Here is a 25,222-nt window from a genome sequence, read left to right as displayed (position 1 = left end):
ACACGGCCAAACGGCCGCCTAGTGCCAGGAGGAGCCGATGCCGCGTGTGCTGATCCGCAAGAATCCCACAGCCTTCAAGACGCTGCCGCTGCTCGTCGAAGCCAGCCCAGAAGGCTTGCGCTACCAGAGCCTCGGACGGCCGCTCAATTTTAGCGAGATGTTAGAACGCCGCCGGCCAGTGACTGTCGATGATCCAAGCCGCTTCAAGGTCGAACTGGCAAACCTGGGCGTCTCGGTACGCCTGACCCTCTGCTGGCAGGGTCAGGAATACTGGGTACTGGTGCGCCAGCAACGCCAGGACCGGGGCGACGTGGTGCTCAAGTTGATCTCTGGCTACGTCCCCGCTCATGAGCTCAGCCTGCCGCTGCTAACCGCGATCCAGGAAGTCGCCGAAGAGTGCTTGATGGAGACGCCTGAAGGTTGGCTCGGGGGGCGCTTCGGTGATACTTGGCTGCCAGCGCCTTATCAGGGCAGCTTGCGCTATCGCGAGGCGGTGCACTTCAACCTCGCCTCGCTTTCCGGCTCGGCCAGGTCGATTCAATGTGGCCAGATGACCTTGATGGAGCGGCCGCGCGCCTATGTTCATTTGCCTACTGCTTCGCTGCAGCTGGTCTACGACATGCGCCTTGAGTTGCCGAAGGAAACCCGCGAGCTCAGCCTGTTCCACGTTGACGAACGCCTGGACGACGGCAAGCTCGTCGCAGCGTTATCCCGCAGCAGACCCGACCTCTATCTGGTTCCGCTGCTACAGGGCCGCCCCACCGCCGCGCTGTTCACCTTACGCAAAGGACAGCCCGTTCCGGCCAGCACGCGCGGGTTGTGGCTGTCGGAAAGCTTTGCCAGCCAGGACGAATGGGTCGTGCGAGAAGAGCGAATCAGCTGGCGTGACTGGATCAAGGCCAACACCTTGGCGGCATCCGGTTGAACTGAAGAGATAGCCTGCCCAGCCAGGTTGGCTGGGCGGCAGGCGCTAGTTATCGCTTGCGGATTTTCTCGACAATGGCCGTGGTAGAGCTGTTCTCTACGAGCCCCAGTACCTTGACCTCGCCGCCATAGGCGGTGACCAGATCCGCGCCCACAACCTGATCGACACCGTAGTCACCCCCCTTGACCAACACATCCGGTTTGACCTCGGCGAGTAGATTCTCCGGTGTGTCTTCTGCGAAGCACACGACCCAATCGACTGCGCCGAGGCCAGCCAGCACCGCCATGCGTCGATCAACCGAGTTGATCGGTCGGCCCGGACCCTTCAGGCGACTCACCGAACCATCATCGTTCACGGCGACGATCAAGCGATCTCCCTGGGCACGCGCCTGCTCCAGATAGGACACATGGCCGGCATGCAGAATGTCGAAACAGCCATTGGTGAAGACGATCTTTTCGCCTTCGGCGCGAGCATCTTCGATCACCGTTAGCAGCTGCTCCAGTGTCATCACACCTCGCTCGGAACCCTCCTCGCGCTGCACCGCGCGGCGCAGTTCCGGGGCACTGATACAAGCGGTTCCAAGCTTGCCGACGACGATGCCGGCGGCGAGATTGGCGAGGGCCACGGCCTGCGGTAATTCCTCGCCTGCAGCTATAGCGGCGGCCAGGGTAGAGATGACAGTGTCGCCAGCGCCCGTGACGTCGAACACTTCGCGAGCGCGAGCAGGCAGGTGCAACGGCGAATGTTCCGGACGCAGCAACGTCATGCCATGCTCGCCGCGAGTCACCAGCAGAGCACCGAGCTCAAGGCTGTGCATCAGCTCGGCCCCCTTGGCCACCAGCTCGGCTTCGTCCGTGCAGTGTCCAACGATGGCCTCGAACTCGCCGAGATTCGGCGTAATCACCGATGCTCCCCGGTAAATCTCAAAATTCTTTCCCTTGGGATCGGCCAGCACCGGGATGCCGCGCTGGCGCGCCGCCTGAATCAATGCCTGGTGATTGCGCAGCGCGCCCTTACCGTAATCGGAAAGGATGAGCACCTTCACACCGTCCAGCAGCGCCTCGACCTGACTCAGCAACGCGGCGGGATCCGTATCGAAGGGCTCCTCGAAATCCATTCGCAACAGCTGCTGATGGCGACTCATCACCCGCAATTTGATGATCGTGGGCTGATGCTCGATGGATTGGAAGTAGGCCCCGATCCCCGCAGCAGTAAGGCTATCGGTCAGGCTCTGCTGCGCCTCGTCGACCCCGGTAACCCCGACCAGCGCCGCCGGCGCACCAAGCGCTGCAATATTCAGCGCAACGTTCGCCGCTCCACCCGGCCGATCCTCGACATGCTCGACCTTGACCACCGGAACCGGCGCCTCCGGGGAGATTCGCGACGTGCCGCCATGCCAGTAACGATCGAGCATGACGTCACCGACCACCAAAACGGCGGCTTGGTCGAATCGGGGCATGGACAGCTTCATGGGGGCTCCGGGGCGGAAGAAAAAACGCTGCAAAGCATAACAGCATGCGCCGCCGTGTTCTGCCGCTTTGCACGGGAGCGGCATAGCTCGATTTGCTTGTTCGACTGCTCCATGGGCGGCCGCGACTGAATACGACTCCTTAGGAGCGACGACTCGCCCGCCAACGACGCGCATTACCATACCCAAGCGCACAGTTCCGCTGCGACTGGTCCAGTCAGCGGACGCTGCGTTTGCGTATCGCCTAAAAATTCAGGTCGCCCTACTCGTCGCTCGCATCCTTGAACTGGGTCGCATGCAGCCTGGCATAGGCACCATTCTCGTTGAGCAGTTCAGCGTGTTTGCCGCGCTCAACGATGCGCCCTTGGTCCATTACCAGGATCAGATCCGCTTTCTCGATAGTACTTAGACGATGGGCGATTACCAGCGTTGTGCGGCCAGTAATAGCGTGATCCAGCGCTCCCTGGATATGCCGCTCGGATTCGGTATCCAGAGCGGAAGTCGCCTCGTCGAGGATCAATACCGGCGCATTCTTCAATAGTGCCCGGGCTATGGCCAGACGCTGCCGCTGACCGCCGGAGAGCAGCACGCCATTCTCGCCAACTGGCGTTTGGTAGCCCTGAGGCATCTGCTGTATGAACTCATCGGCGTAAGCGTCTCGGGCTGCGCGCTGGATATCCTCCATGGGCGCCCCGGCCAGGTCGCCATAAGCAATGTTGTTAGCGACCGTATCGTTGAACAGCGTGACCTGCTGTGTCACTAGGGCAATATGACGGCGCAGGTTGCGTAAGGCGTAGTCCTTTATCTCGACACCATCAAGCAGGATCCGCCCCTCGTCATGGTGGTAGAAACGGGGCACCAGGTTTGCCAGCGTCGACTTACCACTTCCCGAGCGCCCTACCAGTGCAACCATTTGCCCGGGCTCGACCGTGAAACTGATCTCATGCAGGACCTGTTTGTCGGTACCGGGATAGACGAAGTTGAGGCCGCTGACCTCCAGTCGCCCTGCTACACGCTCACGTTCGACGGAGCCGGTGTCGATTTCAGGAGCTTCGTCCAGCTGCTCGAAAATGCTCTCAGCGCCAGAAACACCTTTTTGGACGGTGGAACTCACCTCGGACAGCTGCCGAATCGGCTTTGGCAGCAAGCCAGCCAAGGTGATATAGGCGACCAGATCACCGGCAGAAGCGTCGCCGCGCATGTACAGCACCAGGAACATCAGCACCGCCATCGCGCTATAGATCACTAGTTGCAATGTGGGTGTGTATACGGCGTTGGTCTTGACCATCCGCAGCTGCTTCCCAGTGTTATCGGTACTGGCATCGAAAAAGCGTTGCTGCTCATAAGGCTCACCGCCGAAGCTGCGTACCACGCGGTAACCCTGAATTGTCTCGGACGCCACATGCGTGACGTCGCCCATCGCAACCTGGATCTTCTTGCTCTGTTTGCGGAATTTCTTGCTGGCACTGGATACCATCACGCCGATGACAGGCAGAATCACCACCATGACCAGCGTCAGCTTCCAGTTCATCCACAACAGTGTGGCGAACAGAAAGATCACGGTCATACCCTCTCGCACCACTACCTTTATCGCGTCCGTTGCTGCGCCGGTAACCATAGTCACGTTGTATGTGATGCGTGAGATCAGATGCCCCGAGTTATGGCTGTCGAAATATCGGTTGGGCAGAACCAGCAAGTTGTTGAACAACGCAACGCGAAGGTCGTGCACCAGCCCCAGCGATACTCTGGCGAGAAAGTAATTACCAAGAAAAGATCCGATGCCCTGCATCACCGCAATCAGCACGATCAGCAGCGGTACGGCCTGCAATAGCTTGAGCTCGGCCAGCCACTCCAGTTCGCTCAGGTGTGGCACCTGGGCAAAAAAGCTCGCATCCGGATTATTCAGCCCATCGACAAAAAACTTGAGGATATAGCCGAGCATCGGCTGGGTGGAGGCAAAAATTAAAAAGCCCAGCAGGCTGACAGCGAATAATTTCCAGTAGGGGAGCACGTAGCGCAGCAAGCGCAAGTAGATGCTAAAACTAGATGCCGTGTCAGCGTTCAGAGATGAGCCACTACTCATGGAAGACTGCGCTCGCACGTTAAAAGTCGTGGATGGTAACACTTCGAGGGCGCTCTCACGCCCATTAGCCCCATCGCTAATCCCACAGGGAGCCAAGTCAAGAACCACTCGGGCCGAGGCGAATCCCAAAGATTCGCGCCATCGAACAACAGTGCCATCGTGCAGAACACCCATAGCCCGATCAGCATGTTCCCTAGCGTCGTATCGCGCTCGCGCACTGCAATGGCAAGGCTGCGGCCCCAAATGGCCAGCCAGAGGACGAGGCCGGGGAGGCCTAGTTCCAACGCAACATGGGTGAACAGGTTATGGGTGTGATCGAACATGCGGCCGAGGGCCTTGACCTGATACTCACTTCCAAGCCCCAAGCCCAGCCAAGGCTTGTCAAGGATCATCCCAACGCTGGCCGCAAAAATTTCGGGACGGTAGGAAGTGCCTCTGGCGACCACATATTCGCCAAATAACCAGAAACCGACGATTGCTGCGACGACTAGCAGCAGGGCCATAATCAAGCCTGCACGTCCGGCGCGCCAAGTCGGCATCAACAGCACGCTGGCCAACAGAGCGATCCAGACTCCACGGCTTTGCGTCATGACCGTAAAGGTAAACAGCATCAGCAAACCAGCCGCCCAGGCGAGCCGCAACGAAGTTCGCCGGGGCGGCAAGCAGGACCACCAAATCAGTGCCATCCCAAAGACATAGCCGCCGATAATCGGGTGATCAAGCACACCGAGGCCTACAACCCTCCACGCCCAAGGCATGTCTGCAACACCATAGTGGTATATCAGGGCTGCCGACGCAGCGAGCGCCAGCCCCAAGCCAGCCCATTGCAGCACAGCGGTCATGCGCAAAGGAGCGCACCCCACCAATACCATACCTAGCAAGAAAAACACGACATACAGCAACCGCTTGGCTTCGCGTACGGGCTCCTCAGCAGCGGTCCATATCACACTGACCGCAGCCCATACGAGCAAAGCAAACAGGGCTACAACGAGGGGCTTTTCAATGCGCCAGACGTCAACGAAAAACCTCCTTTGTGTCCAGGACAGCCATACAGCCGGTAGCCAAAACAGAACTATCAGACCCTGCTGGTATAGCTTCGTAGATGGAACCCACGCGATGCCAATCAAAAACCACAACAGCCCCAACGTTAACCAGGCCAGTCCCAAGCGACGGCTATCCATATAACCCCTTCAGAAAACAAGCGAAATGCGGCAGTAACGGCGATGTTAGAATGCGTGCCCTTACAACGTACGTAATCCAGGCCTTTTCATTGATGCACGTAAGCCAATTATGCCAGCGAGACTTGCAACTGCTCACTAATAACGCTGTAGTTCTGGAAGCAGACGGCCTCGGCCCAAAGGTCTTGCAACTCGAAAATGGTCACTTCTTGAAGTTCTTTCGGCGCAAGCGGTGGCTATCCTCTGGACTTCTGCGCCCCTATTCGCGCCGTTTCGCCGACAACGCGGAGCGGCTTCAAGCACTTGGCATCGCCACGCTGACGGTTCACACGCTCTACGAACTACCGGACACATCACTCAGCGCAGTGCTCTACGCCCCCTTGCCAGGTACCTCCTTGACCCAGCTTGCCATGCTACCTGAGTTCAGCTGGGCGCAAATCCTCCCGGAGCTGATCCAGTTCGTTCGAGGGCTACACGTAAAGGGCGTCTACTTCCGCTCTCTTCATCTCGGTAACATCGTCTTGACGCCAGGGGGCTCGCTGGGGCTGATCGACATCGCAGATATGCGCTTCCTGGGCAAACCACTGCCCAACCACATGGTTCGGCGCAATTTGGCGCACTTCAGCCGCTATCTCCAGCGGGAGAAGCTGCAGAACGAATTTCCATTCTCTCGATTCTACGAAGGTTTGACCGGATCAGAGCCGCCGTCAGATAGCAAAAAATCAGCGTAGCCTTTACAGAATTGCTCCCAAGTGGCTTCTGGCGCGAGCTGACGATCCTGCTCGCCTGCAAGCAATTCGCGATCCGAGTCGAGTACACGCCCAACGGCACCAACCCAGCCAGAGACATCGTCCGGTGATACATAAACGCCGCTGGGGCCCAGCTGTTCTACGAATACAGGCAGATCACTGCACACAACAGGCACTTGGGCCAGCACAGCCTCCTGCAGTACCAGACCCAACCCCTCGTTGCGCGAGGGAATCAGCATGACGTCAAAGGCCTGGTACAGCTGCGCAGCGTCGTCACGGTACCCAGCCAAGGTTACCTTTGTTTCCAGCCCCAAGCTCCGTATACGCTTCTCCAGTTCAGGCCGTTGCGCACCTTCACCTATCAGTACGAGATGTAGATCGTCCCTAGTTCGTGACAGCACACTTAGAACGTCGAGTATCGCCAGATAGCCTTTGCTTTCAACCAGTCGCCCCACCGCCCCCAAAAGCTTGCAGGCCCTATCAACGCCTAGCCTTGCCCTGGCTTCATGACAGGGGATAAGAGACTGCATGAATGAGTGTGGGTTGATGGCGGTTCGCGCTGCGGTTACCGGCACCCCCAGTTTCAAGCGCAAGGATTCGGCAAGGGCCTCGGATACCGCGATCAATTTCAAACGATGCGCTGGCAAGGTGCTGAGCAGGCTTGCATCGCTTTCACGAATACGGCCCTCACCATGAAAGACGACAACGACTTGAAACTCAGCGGCATGCAGCCTGACGACCACCGGCAAAACCAGCCGCGCCACGCCAATACCATCGAGCAGTAGCGCCGTGGGGTTAACCCGGGCCATTTCACGGGCGAGGCGCCGCCGCAGCCTCCAATGCATGAGTCTCCAGACGCCCCGGCCTTTCAGCGCTCTCGCGCTTGATTGCCAATACATCAGCCGTCCGCTCGCCTGATACGTCGCATCTGCTTGGCCCTGCAACATCCAAGTTTGTATATCGCCCCGGTTAGCTGCGAGTGACAGAATCGTTTCGTGAACCTTATGGATCGACGCATAGGCCTTGCCCGAAGACCACAGTATACTGATAACGCTCAATCCGTCGTCTCCAGCTTGGTCGCCTTATTGCAGTCCATCGACATTGGCTTTCTCTTCGGTGGTCAGAATGCTTTCTGAAGGTCGAAAACCCTGTTCCGTAACGCACCATGCTGGCCATGAAGCCAGATCTAAAGGGTGCATCAGTGTTTCAGGCTGACAGCCTGACCACTTGGAGCTCTTCCAGGTTATGAAGTGGAAATAGGGGAATTCGCGTAGACCATCCCGGTTGTTCGTTAGCTGACCGACACTCCACATCCAGCAATCCGGAAAATCGAAGCCACCACCGAGCCACGGAACGCGAGCATGCGGGGTGCTGAATGCTTCATTGAATTCGCTAGATTGGCGCCAAGGATTAAAACGATCAGCTACGCGCCGAAGCCCTTCTGGCCAGTTTTTGTGTCGAATAAATAACCGACTGAATGCGCCTTCATCGAATGCGCAGTGCGCAGGGTCTTCGAAACAGTTCTGCCAACCGGGAACGTGCATAAAGGCTTCGCGCATGCGCTTACTGTTTCGCAACATGCATAAGTGCCCGGAAATACGGCGCGCGTGGGTAGAAATCAGATCGTACTTGGCGAGTCGCTCCTCGGAAAAATACTTTTTCAAATCGCCATAGACGAGATCGATATCGCTGAAGCCCCAGAAATCGAAACCCTCCAGGTGCTCGGCATGTAGGTACCCAAGCGCTGGCTTGATGTCACAGAGCTTGTAAGGGTTGGTTGGCTTAAACGAGATGCCGAGCCCCTCGCTCACCAACTGGCAGTACTCCCGGAAAGACATTGGTTTAATCTTCACGTTGTCTGGCAAACCACTTGGCACGCCGCAGTCCGTAAAAAAAAGCCACTCAATGTCTGTATTCCATCGACAAGTTTGCAGAAAGAAAGACATCCAAAACGGCCAACGACCGAAGTAAGGAACGAGCAAACGAATACGTGTGTTCACTTTGCCCCCCATCGCAGGCGCAGCCGACTCAACAGCCCCATCGGTGGACGCTCTCGAAGCGGTTCGTCCAATGCCTCGACAATACGCCGCCCGATCTGCAAGAAGCTGTATCGCCCCTCCGCCAATGCCCGACCCGCAGCAGCAATGCGGACAGCCAGCGCGGGATCGGAACGCAGTATCGCAAGCTTACTTCGCAGCTCATCGAGACTTCTGTAGAGCACCAGGTTTTCCATATCGACAAAACCCAACGCCTGATTTTCCGCTTCGCCCTGGTCCCAAGCGAATAATACGCAGCCGCAGGCCATCGCCTCGAAGTTCTTGATCATGTACTCGCCCATCCCGACATCGGCACTGACGAAGAAGCGAATGCGGTTGAGGGTATCGCAGTAGTCTTTACCGGAATTGGTGCGTGTCACCACCAGATCCTCAACCTTAGCGAACTCATCAAGCAACGCCTTGCGCTCGCTATAGGCGCCACTTTTAGTGCTCCCGACGAAGGCCAGCTCAATATCCCGCTCCTTCCTCAGGTCTCGCAACAACGTCTGGTCGTAACCTTTGGGGACGAAGACTGCATCAAAACCTTCCTGACGAAGCTGCTCGCTGACCATGAAACCGGAGCTGATCACACGCACCCACGGTAAGCGCCGGTAGTGTGCACTGAACTTCCCAGCGTACTTGCAGCTGATGTAGTTCTGATAAGCGTCGTGCTCCAGTATTACCAGATTTGGCACACTGCGAATGAAACCAACCTGCCGAATTTCCTGCTTGAACCGTACAAAGAATATAATACGGTCATACTTTTGCGGGCTTACATAATCGGAGAAGTAGCGTTTCAAATTGGCTTGTTCATTACGACTCAACCAGCGTGTATCACATTCGCAATTCTGCGCAATACCTTCATACAACCGGTCAAGCATGACGCGTTGTTCTTTTTGCACAAGAAGCAGAACTTTGAGCATTAGGTGTTCTTCCATCTAATCAGCCGAGCGTACCGTCCTGCCGATACCGAAATTTGTCAAACTGCGAGCGCATTCGTGCCACTGGCAGAATGAAACGATTCTCCCGGCGACCCATGGAATGCTTGGAGGAGAATGTTTCGTCTACCAACTCCCCATTCAATCGAACCCGGGATGCCCGCATGTCAAGTGTGCGCACCGAAGATCCAGTCTGACCCATGGAAAAACGCAACAACCGCTCGGCGTGCAGCCCACGCTGCGTCTTCAGGCAAAAAGGAATCATAAGCTCTGCACGACGACCATAAGCGCCATAGACGTCACGACCGCAAACAGCAAAACGATCGTTCAGACCGTTCCACCATTGCCAATGAGGGATGTAGACCGCGCGGCGGTTCGATGCACAGGCGCTGAGTGCGAACCCGGGCAGGGCATCGTGATAGAGCAGGTCAGGACGTACAAAAAGCACGACGTCGGGATCAAACCCATCGACCAGCTCTGTTACCGCATGTAGCGAATTCAGCTGATGTATTAGATTGGTCAATGACCTGCAATCGTCCCCCCATACATCACCGTGCCTCCTAATTTCGTCGAAGTCCCAACGTTCCAGACAGCCGCCAGCTTCTTCACGATTACCGGTCATATGAGCGAAAGGATGATAATTAGACTCACTGATGAAACCGTTCTCACCGGACCGCGGATTAATTATCAATTGGGGCTCATAAAGATGGTAAAAAGACCCAACGCGGGCACTGGATGGCAGGTGTCGGTAGATATTCTGCTCAATCGATGGAAAACAAATCGAACTGTTGCGGGGAATGCCGAAAAACGCTAACGCTATTTTCACTCATCACCCATGCCAAACTCTGCGCGATTGCGCAGAGTTCTAACTGTATCTGGCGACACGCTGCAGGCAGTCTCAAATTTCCGGCGGTATGCCGGTGAGAAAAGACAATCATAGCGCTGTCTTCGACTTACTTTCGACTTTTTAAAACTTTGATAAATAGCAAAAAACCGAGCATCAAGCTTTGAGCTGCCTCGCTTAGCCAAACTATGCAGAACTATCTGATCGTAAACTGTCTCGTCGATAAATTTACAGAACCAATAATGGAAGAAATAACCTAGCGACGACGCCAACACGAAGCTGTCGTCCGACACATCGAAAGAACAGCTTTCAAAATCAATGAAACGCATCCGCCCAGCATCATCAAGCAGAATATTTCCAGGATGCGGGTCCAAATGCACAAAGCCATCCATGAGCATTTGGTAAAAAAGATCCACGACTTTCTCGAGCACCCACTCTAAACGAGCTGGATACTGAACGATGAACTCATCAACCGTCTGCATTGAATGAAAATATTCAATCAGCAGAAACTCGTCGCGCAGTAGCCCATGCCGTTGCCGTCCGAAGCCATAGACCTGCGGAACGAGTTTGCTTTTAGAAAGACGACGTAAATTGGCGAGCTCGTTTGTCAGGCAATAATGTCGCCCTCCGCCAAATAACCCAAAATGTTTTATTAAGCGCTTTTTTAATCCACCTAGGCGGTTAGTTTTTAAAACAACCCTTTTCTCTTCCATAAGATATACTGCACGCCCCTGCACGGGTGCTTTCAGACAGCTTAACTGCTTAGCAGATAGAAACGCTGCTAACTGCCGGCGCTCATCGTCGACTGTCGAATCAAGATGAAAGATATGCTTAGGAAAAACAACGCGGTCCATGTCACGTATATAGCGATTCCAATAAAGCATTTATATGAAATCCCGATAATCAACCATGTCGAAACCTTTTGACAGGATCGACCTAAAGTCACGCCGTGCACGAACATCGGAAAAGCGCTCGGCGAGGTTATCGGCAATTTTCCCTATTGATTGAGAAGAATAGCCATCCGCTTGTGCTGCTACCACCAACTCTGCAGCTAGGGCAGCGTCGTCTCCAAACGGAAAAACCCTTCCCACCCCCTGTACTACCTCACGCCCACCTCCACAATCCGTACAGATAACCGGCATCCCCGCCGCCATGGCTTCCAGCAATACCATGCCGAACGGTTCGTGATCGGACGTCAGAGCAAACACGTCGAAGGCTTTGAAATAGCGGCGACCCCGGGGAACCAAGCCGAGAAAGCATACTTGCTCGGCGACACCTAATTCCTGCGCCAATTGGCGAAGCGGCGGTTCCAGCCGACCGCTGCCCATGATCGCCAGCCGGCTTCCTTTCGGCAGCTGAGGCAACGCCTGGGCAAAGCCACGGATCAAGGTCGCCTGGTCTTTGTCAGGGTGCAGTCGCCCCACATTCCCGACCACCCAGACGTCCTGCGGCAGGCCAAGCGCTTCACGTGCAGCCTCACGGGACACCAGCTCAGCCTGCACCGCGGCGACATCGATTCGGTTGTACAGCGTCTCGATGCGCTCGGGCTCCCAAGCCGGTAGATGGCCGCGAATCTCGTCGCGCACTGCATTGGAGACGCCCAGCAACAGCAGACGGGAGCGGAAGCGATTGACGAACCAACGGCGCATTGGCCGACTATAAACGCCGAAGGCATGATGCACCCCAATTACATGCAGCCGAGTCGCCACCAGGGCGATATAGATCGGTTTGAAGCGATGGGCGATACAAAAGCGGAAGTCTCGTCCCTCGATGATCGCGCGTAATTGGCGTATGGCGCCGAGCTTGAGGCCACGCACATCTTTGCTGTCGTAGCCGAGAAAAATCACCTCGTCAGACGCCGAGCCGTACTCCGCCTCTGCACTTGGCGCACCAGTCAGGTAGACAGTGCACACCTTGTAGTGTGTCCCGCTGAACAACACTGCGTACTGACGCGCGCAGTCCAGGAACGGGCCGTCATAGCCATGGCAAAACTGCAGTACCCACTGCTGACTACTCATGGCTAGCCGTTCCCGCCCTTCACGACCAGCACATCCTCCATGATCAGATATTGCAGATCCGATCCATAGAACATATTCAACGCATCGGTCGGCGAGCAGATCATCGGCTCCCCGCGACGGTTCAGCGAGGTGTTGAGCGACACGCCATTGCCGGTGAGTTTCTCCAACTCCAGCATCAGGTCGTACCAGCGCGGATTATGGCGACGCTCAAGGACCTGAGCGCGTGAGGTGCCGTCCTCGTGGACCACCTCGCCAACGCGCTCCTTCCACCCCTCGTTGACCTCGAAGGTGAAGGTCATGAACGGGCTCGGATGGTCGACCTTGAGCATCTGCGACGCCACGGTATCGAGCATCGATGGGCAGAAGGGTCTCCAGCGCTCGCGGAACTTGATCTGTTCATTGATGCGATTGGCCACGCCGGGAACGCTCGGGCAGCCGATGATGGAGCGCCCGCCCAGCGCCCGCGGGCCGAACTCCATGCGACCCTGGAACCAGGCCACCGGGTTGCCGTCGGCCATGATCCGGGCGATGCGCTGAGGCATGTTGTCGATCTGCTGCCAGGTCGGCTTGTTAGGATGGCGCGCGCATGCGGCAATAACGTCTTCGTTGGTGTACGCAGGCCCAAGATAGACATGCTCCATCTTTTCCACCGGCACGCCACGCTGGTGGGAGACGTAAGCCGCTGCGCCAACTGCCGTACCGGCATCGCCAGAGGCGGGCTGGACGAACAACTCCTTCACTTCCGGGCGCGCAATGATTTTCTGATTCAGTTTCACGTTGAGCGCACAGCCGCCGGCGAAGGCGATCTTGCCGGTTTCGCGGATGATGTCGCCCAGGTAGTAATCCATCATCTGCAGCGCCAGTTTTTCGAACAGGGCCTGCATACTGGCGGCATAGTGGATGTAGGGGTCGTCGGCGATATCGCCTTCGCGCTTCGGCCCCAGCCACTCGATCAGCTTGGGCGAAAAGTAATAACCCTTGCCCTTTTCCTTGTAGCGGCGGAAGCCGATCACGTTGGCGTAATCGGTATTGATGACCAGCTCGCCATCCTCGAATTTGGCCAGGCGAGAAAAATCATATTTGGCAGCATCGCCATACGGCGCCATGCCCATCACCTTGAACTCGCCATCGAGCATCTCGAAGCCGAGGAACTCGGTAATCGCGCCGTAGAGCCCGCCCAGTGAATCCGGATCGTAAAACTCTTTTATCTTGTGGATGCGGCCGTTCTCGCCATAGCCGAAAAATGTCGTGGCGTACTCACCCTTGCCATCAATACCCAGGATGGCAGTCTTTTCCGCGAAGCCCGAGCAGTGATAGGCGCTCGATGCATGGGCCAGGTGATGCTCAACCGGCTCGATTTTTATCTTCTTCAGATCGAAACCCAGTTGCTGAAGGCACCACTGGATGCGCCTGTGGTAGCGCTTGTAGCGGCGATTACCAAACAGAATGGCATCCAATGCGCGATCCGGCGCGTACCAGTACCGCTTGGCATAATGCCAGCGAGCCTTCTCGAGGATGCTGATTGGCGCAAAAGGGATGGCGACCACATCGACATCGGCGGGTTTAATGCCAGCGTGTTCCAGGCAAAACTTTGCTGATTCGTAAGGCATGCGATTCTTCGCATGCTTATCGCGTACGAAACGCTCTTCTTCGGCTGCGGCGATCAGCTTACCGTCGATATACAGAGCGGCGGAAGGGTCATGACTGAGGGCGCCGGAAAGGCCGAGAATTGTCAGTGCCACTGGAAAAAGCCTCTTAAAAAAACGGTCTGGAGCTTAAAGCCGGAAGCTCGAAGCAATAGCGCGTATATAGTTCTAGCCCGAGGGCTTCTCTCCCAGCTTCAAGCGTCCTGCTTCTAGCTGCCTTTCGGTAAACGTAGATCTAGCAAACGGTACAAAGTACTGCCTGCAGGCCAGTTACACAGCAAACGCTCACGGTCCTTGGCAAAGGCCTGATGGAATCGAGCAAGGCTACGGTGCTGCTGCAGTGAGTCCAGGTCGATAAGCGCCCAGCTGCCGTCCCGCCATAGCACATTGGTGCCCTTCAGATCGCCATGACTAATTCGCTCACGAATAAGCGCCGCAAATAACTGCTCCAGCGCCAGCAGCTCATGTTCCGGGGGGGCACCATCCACGTACGGGGCGAAACGGGCGATTATATCCTGGCCTTCAACGTAGTCGGTAATCAGATAGCTGCGTCCTCGAAGACCGAGACGGCGCACTTCGATCATGGCCAGCGGCTGCGGCGTAGCGATGCCCAGCACCTCCAGGCGATGCGCTTCAACCCAGCTGTGCCAGGCGCGAGATGGTCTCCAGAAGCGCTTGAGCCAGTGCACTACGCCCTTGATGTTGTAGCGTTTGATTACCAAGGGTCCTGCTTGGACATCCACCCTGGCAACCGTTGCACTGCCTCCCCGCTTGAGCGCCGCACCGGCTGCGATGTACCCGTCGGGATCTCTGAGTACGTCGCGCAAGCCGGCTTCTCGCTCGCGACGCACTGCGACCAGCCCGACCTGATCGTGGCGCACACTAAACGTCGTGCAGTCGCGCCCGATCTTTTTGAGGTACCTGACGAGTCGCTGATGGCGGGCCACACGAGTCTTGTCCAGGAGCGCCTCGAGCGGAAGGGCATGCGCACTGTTGACCAACAGGTAGCTAACCAGCAGTTCTTCCACGAAGGGCTCAAGGACCGTGGGCAGCTGGGCAAAGAAAACAGCCAGGTTTTCCAGCACGCGCTCCCTCGATAACGGCTGGCCGGGGGTCTCGGCACGAATGCCACCGCCATCGATAAGGTAGAGCCGCTGCTTGTGGCGCATCAGGTTGTCGAGATGCAGGTCGCTTTGCCAGAGCCCTTTGGCATGCAGGTTTGCGATTTCGGCCAGCGCACAGCCAAGAACCTCCTGCTGGTTTGCGCTTAAGGGCACCTCACACGCCACACCGAGCCAAGCATCGTGCAGGCTCTGCGCGCCTTCAAGATATTCGAATAGCAGCCAGCCTCCTGCCTCGCCGAAACCCTGATCCAGAAGGGCCGGCGTGTTCAGCTGCTGCGCAGCGAGCTGCTGTGCTCCTGCAAGTTCACGATCGAAATGACGGCGGGCGCGATCACCGACCATCAGTTTGGCAAGCACTTGGACTCCTCGCCACTGCGCACGAGCCACGTAGCGCTGTCCCGGCAACACACGCAACCACTGCATGACATGCAGCTCATCGGCACCCAGCGCGACGATCATCGGAAGAGAGGGAGTGCGCCCGGCCGAGCGCAGCTGCGCCAACTTCATGCCTGGGCCGCCTTGTATTGATGCCGCGCCTCGATACGACGCAGCCAGGTTTCAATCATGCGGCTGCTGGAGTCCTTTTCTAGGTAGAACGCAAACAGGCAACGCAACTCATCTTCGTTCCAAAACCCAACGCGGCGGATCAATGCCTCCAAATCGCGTATGCGGTCTTTGCGCCCCAGCAATATGCGTGTCTTTTCCAGATCGATCAAACATGCCTCGTAGCCGCTGAGGTGCTCGCGCAAGAAAATATGTTTGGGATAAAAACACCCATGGACTTCGCCAGCACTATGTAGCTGACGGGCCAGCCGTCCGCAGCAAGTGAGTACCGCCTGGCGGCTTGCCATTCCTAGATCTGACCACTGGCAAAGCAGACTGCTCAGGTCCTGCCAACCGTCCAGTGCCCGAGTCAGCAGAACGGCGTTGACCGCACATCGGGTACGGCGCTGCGCAAAGAATGCAGCTTCCAGTGTGGGAATATGCTTGTGCTGATAGCGGCGAATGTTACGAAGCTCAGCAGCAAAGGTCGGCTCACCGAACGAGTGACGCCAGCTACGCGACAGGTAGTTACTTTGCCGTTTAAGGTAATAACCGACACCACCGATATCGAGCCGGTATACGCTGCTCCAACCGCCGTCGACGGCGCTAGGCACATCGACGGCATCAAGCTCCAACCTCCATAACGTGTCGAAGCTATCCAGGCTTGCGCTACGCAATGAACCGGCATGCGCTGGCGAAAGGAAATCCCTCATTCGCGTCCCTCGAAATAGGTCAGTATTTTCCTGATAAGCGCCTTGTCTTCAGCGCCGAGCCGCGCCTGCTGTCGATAGAGCAGAAAGAAACGCAGCCGCTGAGTGCGGGACAAGGTGCACCTGGCTACCTTATCCAGGCAAGCTAGGTCCTTAATGATGCGATGCCTCAGAACCGGCCCCCACCAGAAGTCACCTGAGGGGCAGTCAATTAGGTACAGCTTGCCCGCTTCGTCGACCAGCAGGTTGCGCCATTTCAAGTCGTTATGAGCGAACCGGTGAGCGTGAAGAGTGCGCGTCGCGCTTGCCAATTGCTCACTGAGCTGGCGAACCCACAGCGGGTCCGCCAGGCGTGCATCTCCATCCTTAGCCATGGCAGCCATATCTAGAGTGCCGGGTACTTCCAGGGTGACCAAGGCACCCCGCTGAAAGAATCCTGCACGGCGCTGCTGCCCCCAGGCAACCAGTGGAGCGACCGCGACTCCCCATTCATGAAAGTGCTGCAAATTCTGCCACTCAGCTTCGACGCGTGGACGCCCGATGAAACGCCGCACGCCTTTACCCGCCGCCCAGTAGCGCTTCACATAGTAACGCTGCCCACCAATGCTGACACGAACCACCTCGGATAGCGGGTCACGCGTGATTGGCTCGCCATTCAGCGCGAACACAGCGTCGAGACTGGCGAACGCATTCGCTGCGTCGGAGTTGATTCCGTCAACGGTCCACCAACGCATCACTGGTGGGCACCCGACGCATACTTACGCAGGAAGCGGCTCTGCAGCCTTTCGGACTTTCGTTGCAGCCAAGTCAACAACGAAGCCTCGTCACGCAGGACATCCCGTAATGGCCGTTGGAAATAGACCTGGAGAAAACGCAGCTTGTCACGGCGCGTCAGGCCGATGCCCAACGCCGAGAAATACAACCCGGCCAGATCCTTGTTGCGCCAGCGGCGTGGCGTCTGGGTGCGGGTTTGGGCGCGGTGAAGGTCGATGAGCGACAGGCGAAAATCATGCGCCGTCACCGGCTTGTCGGTATGCAGCAGAAAATGGCAGATGTAGAAGTCGCGGTGATTGACTCCCGCACGGTGCATGTTCCCAGCCATGCGAGCGACTTCCGCAATCAGCGCGCGCTTGAGCGCAGGCTCCGGCGGTTGTTCACGCCAGTTTGCGGCGAAGTCCTCGAGGCTGACCGTCGGCGCCAGTTCTTCGGTGATGATGAACGAATGCTGGGTGGCGGGATTGCTGCCGCGCTCGCCATAGGCGACGGCAGTCATGGTCGGTACGCCGACCTCGTGTAACCGTTGAATGGCCCGCCACTCCTGCCCGGCGCCGAGGACTGGCAGCTTGGCGGTGCTGAGGTTCTTGACGATCTCGCCCCAGCCGATACCGCGATGGATCTTGACGAAGTATCCGCGCCCGTGGATTTCGGTACGCAAGGTACGCCGCCCTTCGAGCTCACGGTATACCTGGCCCTGCAACTGCTCGACGGCCTCGAACGGGTCACGTCCGGCCCAGAGCGTCTTGAACGGTTCGGCGACGATCAGTTGCATGCAGCCTCTCTGTAGGAGCCAGCTTGCTGGCGATGCTCTTGTGCAGCCAGGATCGCCAGCAAGCCGGCTCCTACGGTTTCAGTCCGCCGCGTGGGCGTACCGGCCATGGGCTTCATACCTGCTCTCCCAGAATCACATCGGCGGCCTTCTGCGGCATGGAATAGAGGTCAGCCGTGGCGGCGAAGGCCAGCGCGTTGCGGCGCCAGACGGCGCGCTGCTGATCGTCGGCGAGCATTTCGGCCAGCATGCGGTCGAGCTGGTTTTGATCGAACGGGCTAGGCACGACCCGACCGCAGTCGGCATCGGCAATATAGTGTGCATAGCCACATACATCGGTGACCAGCACCGGCAGCCCGGCGACCAACGCCTCCAGTAGCACGGTGCCGGTGTTCTCGTTGTAGGCCGGATGAATCAGCAGGTCGGCACCCAGCAGGAAACGCGGAATATCACTGCGCCCTTCAAGGAACATCACTTGATCGGAAACGCCCAGGTTCCGGGCCTGCACCTGAAAAGTCCTGGGATCGTCCTGACCAACGACGAACAAGCGAGCCCGCCTCTTCAACTCAGGAGGCAGCGAAGCGACGGCCCTGAGGCTGCGGTCGAGCCCCTTGGTCTTGAAACCGGAACCGATCTGCACCAGCAGAAGAGCATCGCCCTCAAGCCCAAACTCCCGTCGGAACTCGGCCCGGATGTCGAGGGCATTGGATGGCGCCTTTCGATCCTGGGCAATGCCCGGCGGCAGCAGGTGAAAACGATCAGCCGGCGTCGCGTAGTGCTTGATGAACAGCGGCTGCTGCACCTCGGAAATTATCAGGATTTGCGTCTTCGCCTCCGGGGCGAACACTGCCCGCTCGTACTCGGCAAAATGCTTGTAGCGGCCCCAGCGACGATAGATCGGGTTGCGCAGGGTCTGCGCCTTGTCTTCGAAACAGGGATCGGCGGCGTAATACACATCCAGCCCTGGCATCTTGTTGAAGCCAATCACTCGGTCAACCGGCCGCTTCGCCAGATCCGCCTCGACCCAGGCGGTGAAGCGCTCATTGCGGGTGTGGTTGAACAGCGCCTTGACCGGTGCGATCAGCACCTCGAACCCCTCGGGCACTTCGCCTTCCCAGATCATCGCGTACACGCGGATCTGGTGGCCGCGGCGCTGGCATTCGAGCGCAATGCGCATGAAATCACGCTGCAACCCGCCAAAAGGAAAGTACTTATAGAGGATGAAGGCCAGTTGCATCAGGGTGTCTCCGATGACCGCAACAGGGCCTTGAGTTCGCTTGCGACGTGCTCGGCTGATAGCCCGTCGAAGCAGGGTTTGTGGCGATCGCCTTTACCGGCGTTCGGCCCAGGCGCGCACAAGTGTACTTGGGAACGGCCATAGGCGCCGACTCGGCCAGGCAGCGTGGGGCCATAAAGCGAAATGCTCGGAACGTCCAACGCTGCGGCAAGGTGACCGAGCCCGGTGTCCACCGCCACACAAGCACGTGCCCCGGCAACCACTTTGGCAACACCGCCCAGATTGAGCCTGGGCAATACCGAAGCGCTCGGCAGGCCTTGGGCGATTCGTTCGGCTCGGGCCTTTTCTTCCGCATTGCCCCAAGGCAGACGGATCGCCCAGCCAAACTCGCTCATACGCTCGGCCAGTTGGCGCCAGTAAGCCTCCGGCCAATGCTTGCTCGGCCAGGTGGTGCCATGAAGGAAGAGTAAATAGGGCTGTTCGCCTGGTGTGGCCAGCTGACTGCGGTCCAGACCGTAGTCGGCAATCATCTCAGGAATCGAGTAGCCGAGCGCCTGGGCAAATAGTTGACGCACCCGCTCGAGCGCATGCCGCTCCCGGGGCACGGCATAGCGTCGATCATAGAAACGCGACGCCAGCGGTTCGCGTATCGAATCACGATCCAAACCTGCAACTGGCGCTTTGACATAGCGTGTCAACCACGCGCTTTTGAGCAGACCCTGCGCGTCAATCACCAGGTCGTAATGGGTCTCGCGCAGCCGCGCCTTGAAGCGCCGCCACTCGCCGGTACGAAGGGTTTGCAGCGGATGCTTGCGCCAGCGGCGGATGGCCACGGGAATTACCTGCGCAACCGCCGGATGCCAGGCAGGGATCTCAGCGAAACCCTCCTCTACCACCCAATCAAACTGAATACCGGGGATGGCGCGCTGCGCGTCGGTCAACGCCGGAAGCGTATGGATCACGTCACCCAGCGAAGAGGTCTTGACCAGCAACACCCTCACTCAACGCACCTCGACTGGCTGTGGAACCAGGCGCCCTAGCGCCTCGATGACAGGGCCCGGTGTCAGCTCACGCATGCAGTTGTTATGGCCGAAACGACAGGTGCGTTCGAAACAGGGACTGCAATCGAGCCCCAGACGCACGACCTCGACCTGATCGGACAACGGCGGGGTGAAGGCCGGTGACGTCGAACCATAGACCGACACCAGCGGCCGCCCGAGCGCGGCGGCGACGTGCATCAGTCCCGAATCGTTGGAGACCACCGCTTCGGCGCAGGAAAGCAGATCGATGGCCTCGGCCAGACTGGTTTCGCCAGCCAGGTTCAGCGCCTCTTCTCGCAGCCCGGGGATCAACTGTTGCAGGATCTGCTCGCCGACAGCGTGGTCGTTTTTCGAGCCGAACAGCCAGACCTGCCAGCCCTCGCGGATTTTCACCTCGGCAACCTTGGCGAAATGCTCGGCCGGCCAACGCTTGGACTCGCCGAACTCCGCTCCGGGGCAAAGTGCCAATACCGGGCGATCCAGTGAAAGCCCGAAACGCGTCAGCGCCGCATCGCGGCTGTGCTCAACGATGCGCAGCGCCGGCTTAGGATACGGGGCAGGCAACTCGGCACCCGGCTCGTAGGCCAACGCCATGAAGCGCTCGATCATCAGCGGATAGCGTTGCTTGTCCAGCTTGCGCATGTCGTTGAGCAGACCGAAACGCATCTCGCCCCGCCAGCCGGTACGCTTAGGAATGCCGGCGAAGAACGGGACCAAGGCGGACTTCAGCGAGTTAGGCAGCAGGATCGCCTGCTCATACTTTCCCCGCAGCCCCTGGGCGATGTTGCGTCGGGTCGCCATGTCGAGCACACCATGCCCGACCGGAAAGCTTAGTGCCTGACGCACCTCGGGCATACGCTCGAGAATCGGGCGACTCCACTCCGGCGCGAGCACGTCGATCTGGCAATCGGGATGACGCTGTTTCAGACAGACAAACAGCGTCTGCGCCATCACCATGTCGCCGACCCAGCTGGGACCCACAATCAGAATATTCATAAAGGCAGCTTCAGGCTTAGGGCTTCATGCCGCAAGCGCGAGCTGCCCGAGCGGCCCGTGTTCGCGGCAGCAACCCCTGCGCTTATTTGACCAGCGTACGCCACTCGGGGTGCGCCTCGGTCTTGCCGGACACCAAATCGAAGTAGGCTTTCTGCACTCGCTCGGTGACCGGACCACGACGACCGATACCAATGTTGCGACCGTCTACTTCGCGGATCGGCGTGACTTCGGCGGCGGTGCCGGTGAAGAAGGCTTCGTCGGCGATGTAAACCTCGTCACGGGTGATGCGCTTTTCCACAACCTTGATGCCCAACTCGGCAGCCAGGGTCAACACGGTACCGCGCGTGATGCCATTAAGGCAGGCGGTCACTTCAGGCGTGTAGATAACGCCGTCTTTGATAATGAAGATGTTCTCGCCCGAGCCTTCCGCTACATAGCCTTCCGGGTCCAGCATCAGCGCTTCGTCAGCGCCGCCAGAAATCGCTTCCTGCAGGGCCAGCATCGAGTTGATGTAGGCACCGTTGGATTTGGCGCGGGTCATGCTGATGTTGACGTGATGGCGGGTAAAGGAGCTGGTGCGCACCTTGATGCCCACCTCCAGCGCTTCGTCACCCATGTAGGCGCCCCAGTGCCAGGCGGCAACGATCACGTGAACCTTCAGGCCGCTGGCGCGCAGACCCATGCCTTCGGATCCGTAGAAAACCATCGGGCGAATATAGGCGCTTTCCAGATTGTTCTCGCGAACGGCGGCGCGGGTGGCCTCGTTAATTTCCTCTTTCGAAAACGGCATCTTCATATTCATGATGTGCGCCGAATCGAACAGGCGATCAGTGTGCGCCTGCAGGCGGAAGATAGCGGTGCCGGCCGGCGTGTTGTAGGCACGCACGCCTTCGAAAACGCCCATACCGTAATGCAGAGTGTGAGTCAGCACATGGGTGGTCGCATCGCGCCACTGCACCATCTCACCGTCATACCAGATCACGCCATCACGATCGGACATCGACATTATTGCCACCTCGAATTCGGTAAATGCTGTTTGACGAGTCAGCTAAGTCCCAGCTCGCGCCAGATGCGCATCACCGCGCGACGCTCGTCATGAAATTGGTCTCCGCTCACAACGCCAGGCAGTTTCTGCAGTGATTGCCGGTGGGCCGCAGCGCGGTATGCCTTGTAGGCATCCTGCAGCAACCGAACCTCATCGCCGGTCATCAACCCGGCCTGCTCCAACCCATCGAGAATGCGGATATTGTCGGTATAGCGCAGCAGTTGCGGATGCTGGTGCGACCACGCCAAAGCCGCGTATTGCACCATAAATTCGATATCCACGATACCACCGGCGTCCTGCTTGAGATTGAACTCACCCTCCGCCAAAAAGGCTTTGTCAGCCATGCCGGCCTGAGTGGAGCGGGTCCCGAGGTTGTCGCGCATCTTGGTGCGCATCTCGCTGACTTCGCCGCGCAGCTGTTCGAGATCACGCGAGCGCCCGAGCACCGAAGCACGGACGTTCTCGAAATCCTTTGCTAGCTGTGGACAGCCGACCAACACTCGGGCCCGCACCAACGCCTGATGCTCCCAGGTCCAGGCCTCCTCGCTCTGGTAGCGACTAAAGGCATTCAGCGAGCTGACAAGCAAGCCGGATACGCCTGACGGACGAAGGCGCATGTCGACCTCGTAGAGCTGGCCGGAGGTGGTCTGAGTGGTCAGCAGATGAATGATGCGCTGACCCAGACGAGTGAAGAACTGTGCGCCATCGATGGGCTTGGCACCGTCTGTTTCGGCATTCGGGTCGCCGTCGTGGATGAACACCAGATCCAGATCAGAACCATGGCCAAGCTCGATTCCACCAACCTTGCCATAGCCCAGGATGATAAAGGCCGGATCGCACAGCGAACCGTCAGCACGCCTCGGCTGGCCGTGCCGCGCGACGGTGTGGCGCCAAGCCAGGGCCAGCACCTCTTCGAGGATGGCCTCGGCGAGCCAGGTCAAGTAATCGCTAACCTTCATCAGCGGCAAGGTGCCGGCGATCTCGGAAGCCGCAACCCGCAGTCGGTGTGCCAGCTTGAAGTGGCGCAGTGCTTCCATCTGCTGCTCGAGGTCGTCCTCGGGAATGCGCGCCAGCCGCTCGCGCAGCTCCGCGGCGAGTTCCGGCGCCAGCGGCGGGCTGAACAGCCGCCCCGCGTTTAGCAGCTCGTCGAGCAGCAACGGAAAGCGCGCGATCTGCTCGGCGATCCACGGACTGCCAGCACAAAGCTCGAGCAGACGCTGCAGGGCGCCGGGGTTTTCGGTCAGCAGCACCAGATAGGCCGAGCGCCGCGCAACCGCCTCGACCAGCGGCAGCACACGCTCCAGCACCAGATCCGGATCATCTTGTTCAACCGCCTGAGCCAACAACCTAGGAATGAAGGCATCGAGACGCTCGCGGCCGAGGCGCTGCATGGTCCGCACCTGACTGCCGCTACGCAAAGCCGCGAGTCGCTGGCAGGCGGTCTGACCGTCGCGAAAACCCGCATCGCTCAATTGACGACAGGCAAATTCCTCGTCCCAATCCTGCTCCCACAACGGCAGCCACTCGCCACCCACCAACGACTCGCCTTCGGCGCTTTCGTCTTCGTCGGGATCGGCAATTACCTGACGGAAATGCCAATCTACTCGACCGCGCCAATGCAGAAGCTGCTGATGGAAGGCTTCCCAATCGCTGAACCCCATGATCAAGGCGACGCGATCGCAATCGATCTGGTTGTCCGGCAGCATCTGTGTTTGGCGATCATCGATGGCCTGCAGCGCATGCTCGGTGTAACGCAGGAATTCATAGGCTTCGCGCAATTCCTCGACCGCAGCAGGCGGCAGATAGCCCTGCCCGGCCAGGGTTGCCAGCACCTTGAGCAAGGGCCGCTGCTGCAAGCTCAGGTCGCGCCCCCCGTGGATGAGCTGGAAAGCCTGAGCGATGAATTCCACCTCGCGAATGCCACCCGAGCCCAGCTTGATGTTAGCGGCCATGCCCTTGCGCCGCACTTCCTGCTGGATCAGCTGTTTCATGGTGCGCAGCGCATCGATCGCGGAAAAATCGAGGTAGCGCCGATAGACGAAGGGCCTGAGCATTTCCAGCAACTCCTTGCCGGCCGCTTCGCTGCCGCCGACCACCCGAGCCTTGATCATGGCGTAGCGTTCCCAGTCGCGCCCCTGGTCCTGGTAGTACTGCTCCAGCGCATTGAAGCTCAGCACCAGCGAGCCGGACGAGCCATAAGGCCGCAAGCGCATGTCGACGCGAAAGACAAAGCCGTCCAGGGTCGGCGCATCCAGCGCCTTGATCAGCCGCTGACCGAGGCGAATGAAGAATTCCTGGTTATCCAGCGAACGCTTGGTGCCTACAGTTTCGCCGCCTTCCGGATAACCGAAGATCAGATCGATATCGGATGACAGATTGAGCTCGCGCGCGCCCAGCTTGCCCATGCCAAGGATGACCATCTGCTGCGCTTCGCCGCTGCGCCGACCGGTCGGCACACCGAACTGCTCGCAATGGCGCTCATACAGCCATTGATAGGCAAGATCGATACAGGCGTCAGCCATGTCGGACAAATCGCCGCAGGTCTCGGCGAGATCAGCCTGACGAGTAAGGTCACGCCAGATGATTCGTACCTGTTGGCGGTTGCGGAACCGGCGTAGCCGATTGGCCAGACTCTCTTCGTCCGGGCAGTCGCTGAGCAGCTCTGCGAGCACTGCACGCATTTCGCCCGCCTTCAACGATCGCTCCAGGAAGCCGCTCTCGGCCAACTGGAGCAGCAATTCAGGATCTCGGCTAACCTGTTCGCTGACGAAGTCGCTGGCGGCGCAAACCCGACCGAAAGCCTCACGACGCATCGTCGGCCATGCCAAGAACCGCTGTTCAGCCTGCTCCGATGAGTCGCGCAGGGTGCCGAGGAACGTCTCCTCGGCACGGGTGACCAAAGATTCAAGCGACGGCGGCAGTGCAACCAGCGATGGCAAACTCATGAATGTTTCCTTAGCGCAAGAATGGCTAGAGGGATAGCGAAAACGTCCGGACTAGAGCTCCTGACGCCGGAGCCAGCCAGCTAGACCGGCTCGCCGCAATGTAGTTTTACTACGAAAGAATGTGACAGGGGGCTGAATCAGCCGCGGTTTT

21 protein-coding genes are annotated in these 25,222 nt (G+C 58.4%); 2 read left to right on the top strand and 19 right to left on the bottom strand.

All coding sequences use genetic code 11. The annotated features are described in order from the left end of the window. Positions 1–37: 37 nt before the first annotated feature. Positions 38–925 carry a hypothetical protein gene (locus RT21_RS04135; protein ID WP_046161735.1) on the top strand — a complete coding sequence of 296 codons (888 nt, stop codon included), beginning with the start codon at positions 38–40 and terminating at the stop codon, positions 923–925. 49 nt (positions 926–974) lie between these two features. Here the strand turns inward: RT21_RS04135 and hldE are convergent, their stop codons facing one another. The 3 genes from hldE to RT21_RS04120 form a co-directional block, all read right to left on the bottom strand. Further along, positions 975–2,396: a bifunctional D-glycero-beta-D-manno-heptose-7-phosphate kinase/D-glycero-beta-D-manno-heptose 1-phosphate adenylyltransferase HldE gene (hldE, locus tag RT21_RS04130; protein ID WP_046161734.1), complete on the bottom strand. Its 1,422-nt coding sequence runs from the start codon at positions 2,394–2,396 to the stop codon at positions 975–977. A gap of 259 nt (positions 2,397–2,655) precedes the next feature. Next, entirely contained in the window at positions 2,656–4,476 is a 1,821-nt protein-coding gene (msbA, locus tag RT21_RS04125) for a lipid A export permease/ATP-binding protein MsbA (protein WP_046161733.1), read from the bottom strand. Next, positions 4,473–5,657, bottom strand: coding sequence for an O-antigen ligase family protein (locus RT21_RS04120; protein WP_046161732.1), 1,185 nt, complete (start codon positions 5,655–5,657; stop codon positions 4,473–4,475). The genes msbA and RT21_RS04120 overlap by 4 nt, the downstream gene beginning before the upstream one ends. 92 nt (positions 5,658–5,749) lie before the next feature. On the opposite strand from RT21_RS04120, the gene RT21_RS04115 reads away from it, so the two are divergent. Beyond that, the gene (locus tag RT21_RS04115; protein WP_046161841.1) at positions 5,750–6,385 is read left to right on the top strand and encodes a hypothetical protein; all 636 of its coding nucleotides are present in this window, start codon (positions 5,750–5,752) and stop codon (positions 6,383–6,385) included. Here RT21_RS04115 and RT21_RS04110 read toward each other — a convergent pair. The 16 genes from RT21_RS04110 to glnE form a co-directional block, all read right to left on the bottom strand. Beyond that, the gene (locus RT21_RS04110) at positions 6,331–7,248 is read right to left on the bottom strand and encodes a glycosyltransferase (RefSeq protein WP_046161731.1); all 918 of its coding nucleotides are present in this window, start codon (positions 7,246–7,248) and stop codon (positions 6,331–6,333) included. The two genes, RT21_RS04115 and RT21_RS04110, sit on opposite strands and share 55 nt — an antisense overlap. A 237-nt stretch (positions 7,249–7,485) precedes the next feature. Further along, a complete protein-coding gene (locus tag RT21_RS04105) occupies positions 7,486–8,415 on the bottom strand; it encodes a DUF6625 family protein (RefSeq protein WP_046161730.1) in 930 nt (309 codons plus the stop codon). Then, on the bottom strand, positions 8,400–9,362 hold the full coding sequence (locus tag RT21_RS04100) for a glycosyltransferase family protein (RefSeq protein WP_046161729.1): 963 nt from the start codon (positions 9,360–9,362) through the stop codon (positions 8,400–8,402). Before RT21_RS04100 ends, RT21_RS04105 begins: the two co-directional genes overlap by 16 nt. Positions 9,363–9,381: 19 nt before the next feature. Continuing rightward, positions 9,382–10,203, bottom strand: coding sequence for a hypothetical protein (locus tag RT21_RS04095; RefSeq protein WP_046161728.1), 822 nt, complete (start codon positions 10,201–10,203; stop codon positions 9,382–9,384). Beyond that, positions 10,200–11,105, bottom strand: coding sequence for an AarF/UbiB family protein (locus RT21_RS22980; protein ID WP_052724720.1), 906 nt, complete (start codon positions 11,103–11,105; stop codon positions 10,200–10,202). The genes RT21_RS04095 and RT21_RS22980 overlap by 4 nt, the downstream gene beginning before the upstream one ends. Beyond that, a complete protein-coding gene (locus tag RT21_RS04085; RefSeq protein WP_046161727.1) occupies positions 11,106–12,239 on the bottom strand; it encodes a glycosyltransferase in 1,134 nt (377 codons plus the stop codon). A gap of 2 nt (positions 12,240–12,241) precedes the next feature. Further along, positions 12,242–13,981 carry a carbamoyltransferase family protein gene (locus RT21_RS04080; protein WP_046161726.1) on the bottom strand — a complete coding sequence of 580 codons (1,740 nt, stop codon included), beginning with the start codon at positions 13,979–13,981 and terminating at the stop codon, positions 12,242–12,244. Positions 13,982–14,094: 113 nt separating this feature from the next. Beyond that, the gene (locus RT21_RS04075) at positions 14,095–15,516 is read right to left on the bottom strand and encodes a lipopolysaccharide kinase InaA family protein (protein WP_046161725.1); all 1,422 of its coding nucleotides are present in this window, start codon (positions 15,514–15,516) and stop codon (positions 14,095–14,097) included. Further along, positions 15,513–16,265 (bottom strand): lipopolysaccharide kinase InaA family protein, encoded by a 753-nt coding sequence (locus RT21_RS04070; protein WP_046161724.1) that lies wholly within the window; start codon positions 16,263–16,265, stop codon positions 15,513–15,515. Before RT21_RS04070 ends, RT21_RS04075 begins: the two co-directional genes overlap by 4 nt. After that, entirely contained in the window at positions 16,262–16,996 is a 735-nt protein-coding gene (locus RT21_RS04065; RefSeq protein WP_046161723.1) for a lipopolysaccharide kinase InaA family protein, read from the bottom strand. The genes RT21_RS04070 and RT21_RS04065 overlap by 4 nt, the downstream gene beginning before the upstream one ends. Then, positions 16,996–17,811 carry a lipopolysaccharide core heptose(I) kinase RfaP gene (gene rfaP, locus RT21_RS04060; protein ID WP_046161722.1) on the bottom strand — a complete coding sequence of 272 codons (816 nt, stop codon included), beginning with the start codon at positions 17,809–17,811 and terminating at the stop codon, positions 16,996–16,998. The genes RT21_RS04065 and rfaP overlap by 1 nt, the downstream gene beginning before the upstream one ends. A gap of 112 nt (positions 17,812–17,923) precedes the next feature. Beyond that, on the bottom strand, positions 17,924–19,045 hold the full coding sequence (locus RT21_RS04055) for a glycosyltransferase family 4 protein (protein WP_046161721.1): 1,122 nt from the start codon (positions 19,043–19,045) through the stop codon (positions 17,924–17,926). Next, on the bottom strand, positions 19,045–20,046 hold the full coding sequence (gene waaC, locus RT21_RS04050; RefSeq protein WP_046161720.1) for a lipopolysaccharide heptosyltransferase I: 1,002 nt from the start codon (positions 20,044–20,046) through the stop codon (positions 19,045–19,047). The genes RT21_RS04055 and waaC overlap by 1 nt, the downstream gene beginning before the upstream one ends. Further along, positions 20,047–21,081 carry a lipopolysaccharide heptosyltransferase II gene (gene waaF / locus RT21_RS04045; RefSeq protein WP_046161719.1) on the bottom strand — a complete coding sequence of 345 codons (1,035 nt, stop codon included), beginning with the start codon at positions 21,079–21,081 and terminating at the stop codon, positions 20,047–20,049. Positions 21,082–21,163: 82 nt separating this feature from the next. Continuing rightward, the gene (ilvE, locus tag RT21_RS04040; protein ID WP_046161718.1) at positions 21,164–22,087 is read right to left on the bottom strand and encodes a branched-chain-amino-acid transaminase; all 924 of its coding nucleotides are present in this window, start codon (positions 22,085–22,087) and stop codon (positions 21,164–21,166) included. Between the two features lie 38 nt (positions 22,088–22,125). Beyond that, complete coding sequence (glnE, locus tag RT21_RS04035; RefSeq protein ID WP_046161717.1) at positions 22,126–25,071, bottom strand: bifunctional [glutamate--ammonia ligase]-adenylyl-L-tyrosine phosphorylase/[glutamate--ammonia-ligase] adenylyltransferase; 2,946 nt, start codon at positions 25,069–25,071, stop codon at positions 22,126–22,128. Positions 25,072–25,222 lie beyond the last annotated feature (151 nt).

The sequence above is a fragment of the Pseudomonas sp. 10B238 genome, from assembly GCF_000970615.1.
Classification (GTDB): domain Bacteria; phylum Pseudomonadota; class Gammaproteobacteria; order Pseudomonadales; family Pseudomonadaceae; genus Stutzerimonas.
The sequence above is the reverse complement of the archived record's forward strand: the minus strand, read 5'-3'. Positions and strand labels throughout refer to the sequence as shown.

Coding starts and splice junctions, on each gene's coding strand:
- msbA (WP_046161733.1), bottom strand. CDS start 4,476: ATGAGTAGTGGCTCATCTCTGAACGCTGACACGGCATCTAGTTTTAGC.
- glnE (WP_046161717.1), bottom strand. CDS start 25,071: ATGAGTTTGCCATCGCTGGTTGCACTGCCGCCGTCGCTTGAATCTTTG.
- RT21_RS04085 (WP_046161727.1), bottom strand. CDS start 12,239: ATGAGTAGTCAGCAGTGGGTACTGCAGTTTTGCCATGGCTATGACGGC.
- RT21_RS04100 (WP_046161729.1), bottom strand. CDS start 9,362: ATGCTCAAAGTTCTGCTTCTTGTGCAAAAAGAACAACGCGTCATGCTT.
- RT21_RS04065 (WP_046161723.1), bottom strand. CDS start 16,996: ATGCGTTGGTGGACCGTTGACGGAATCAACTCCGACGCAGCGAATGCG.
- rfaP (WP_046161722.1), bottom strand. CDS start 17,811: ATGCAACTGATCGTCGCCGAACCGTTCAAGACGCTCTGGGCCGGACGT.
- RT21_RS04120 (WP_046161732.1), bottom strand. CDS start 5,657: ATGGATAGCCGTCGCTTGGGACTGGCCTGGTTAACGTTGGGGCTGTTG.
- RT21_RS04075 (WP_046161725.1), bottom strand. CDS start 15,516: ATGAAGTTGGCGCAGCTGCGCTCGGCCGGGCGCACTCCCTCTCTTCCG.
- RT21_RS04135 (WP_046161735.1), top strand. CDS start 38: ATGCCGCGTGTGCTGATCCGCAAGAATCCCACAGCCTTCAAGACGCTG.
- RT21_RS04055 (WP_046161721.1), bottom strand. CDS start 19,045: ATGCAACTGGCCTTCATCCTCTATAAGTACTTTCCTTTTGGCGGGTTG.
- waaF (WP_046161719.1), bottom strand. CDS start 21,081: ATGAATATTCTGATTGTGGGTCCCAGCTGGGTCGGCGACATGGTGATG.
- RT21_RS04115 (WP_046161841.1), top strand. CDS start 5,750: ATGCACGTAAGCCAATTATGCCAGCGAGACTTGCAACTGCTCACTAAT.
- RT21_RS04070 (WP_046161724.1), bottom strand. CDS start 16,265: ATGAGGGATTTCCTTTCGCCAGCGCATGCCGGTTCATTGCGTAGCGCA.
- RT21_RS22980 (WP_052724720.1), bottom strand. CDS start 11,105: ATGCTTTATTGGAATCGCTATATACGTGACATGGACCGCGTTGTTTTT.
- ilvE (WP_046161718.1), bottom strand. CDS start 22,087: ATGTCGATGTCCGATCGTGATGGCGTGATCTGGTATGACGGTGAGATG.
- hldE (WP_046161734.1), bottom strand. CDS start 2,396: ATGAAGCTGTCCATGCCCCGATTCGACCAAGCCGCCGTTTTGGTGGTC.
- RT21_RS04110 (WP_046161731.1), bottom strand. CDS start 7,248: ATGCATTGGAGGCTGCGGCGGCGCCTCGCCCGTGAAATGGCCCGGGTT.
- RT21_RS04105 (WP_046161730.1), bottom strand. CDS start 8,415: ATGGGGGGCAAAGTGAACACACGTATTCGTTTGCTCGTTCCTTACTTC.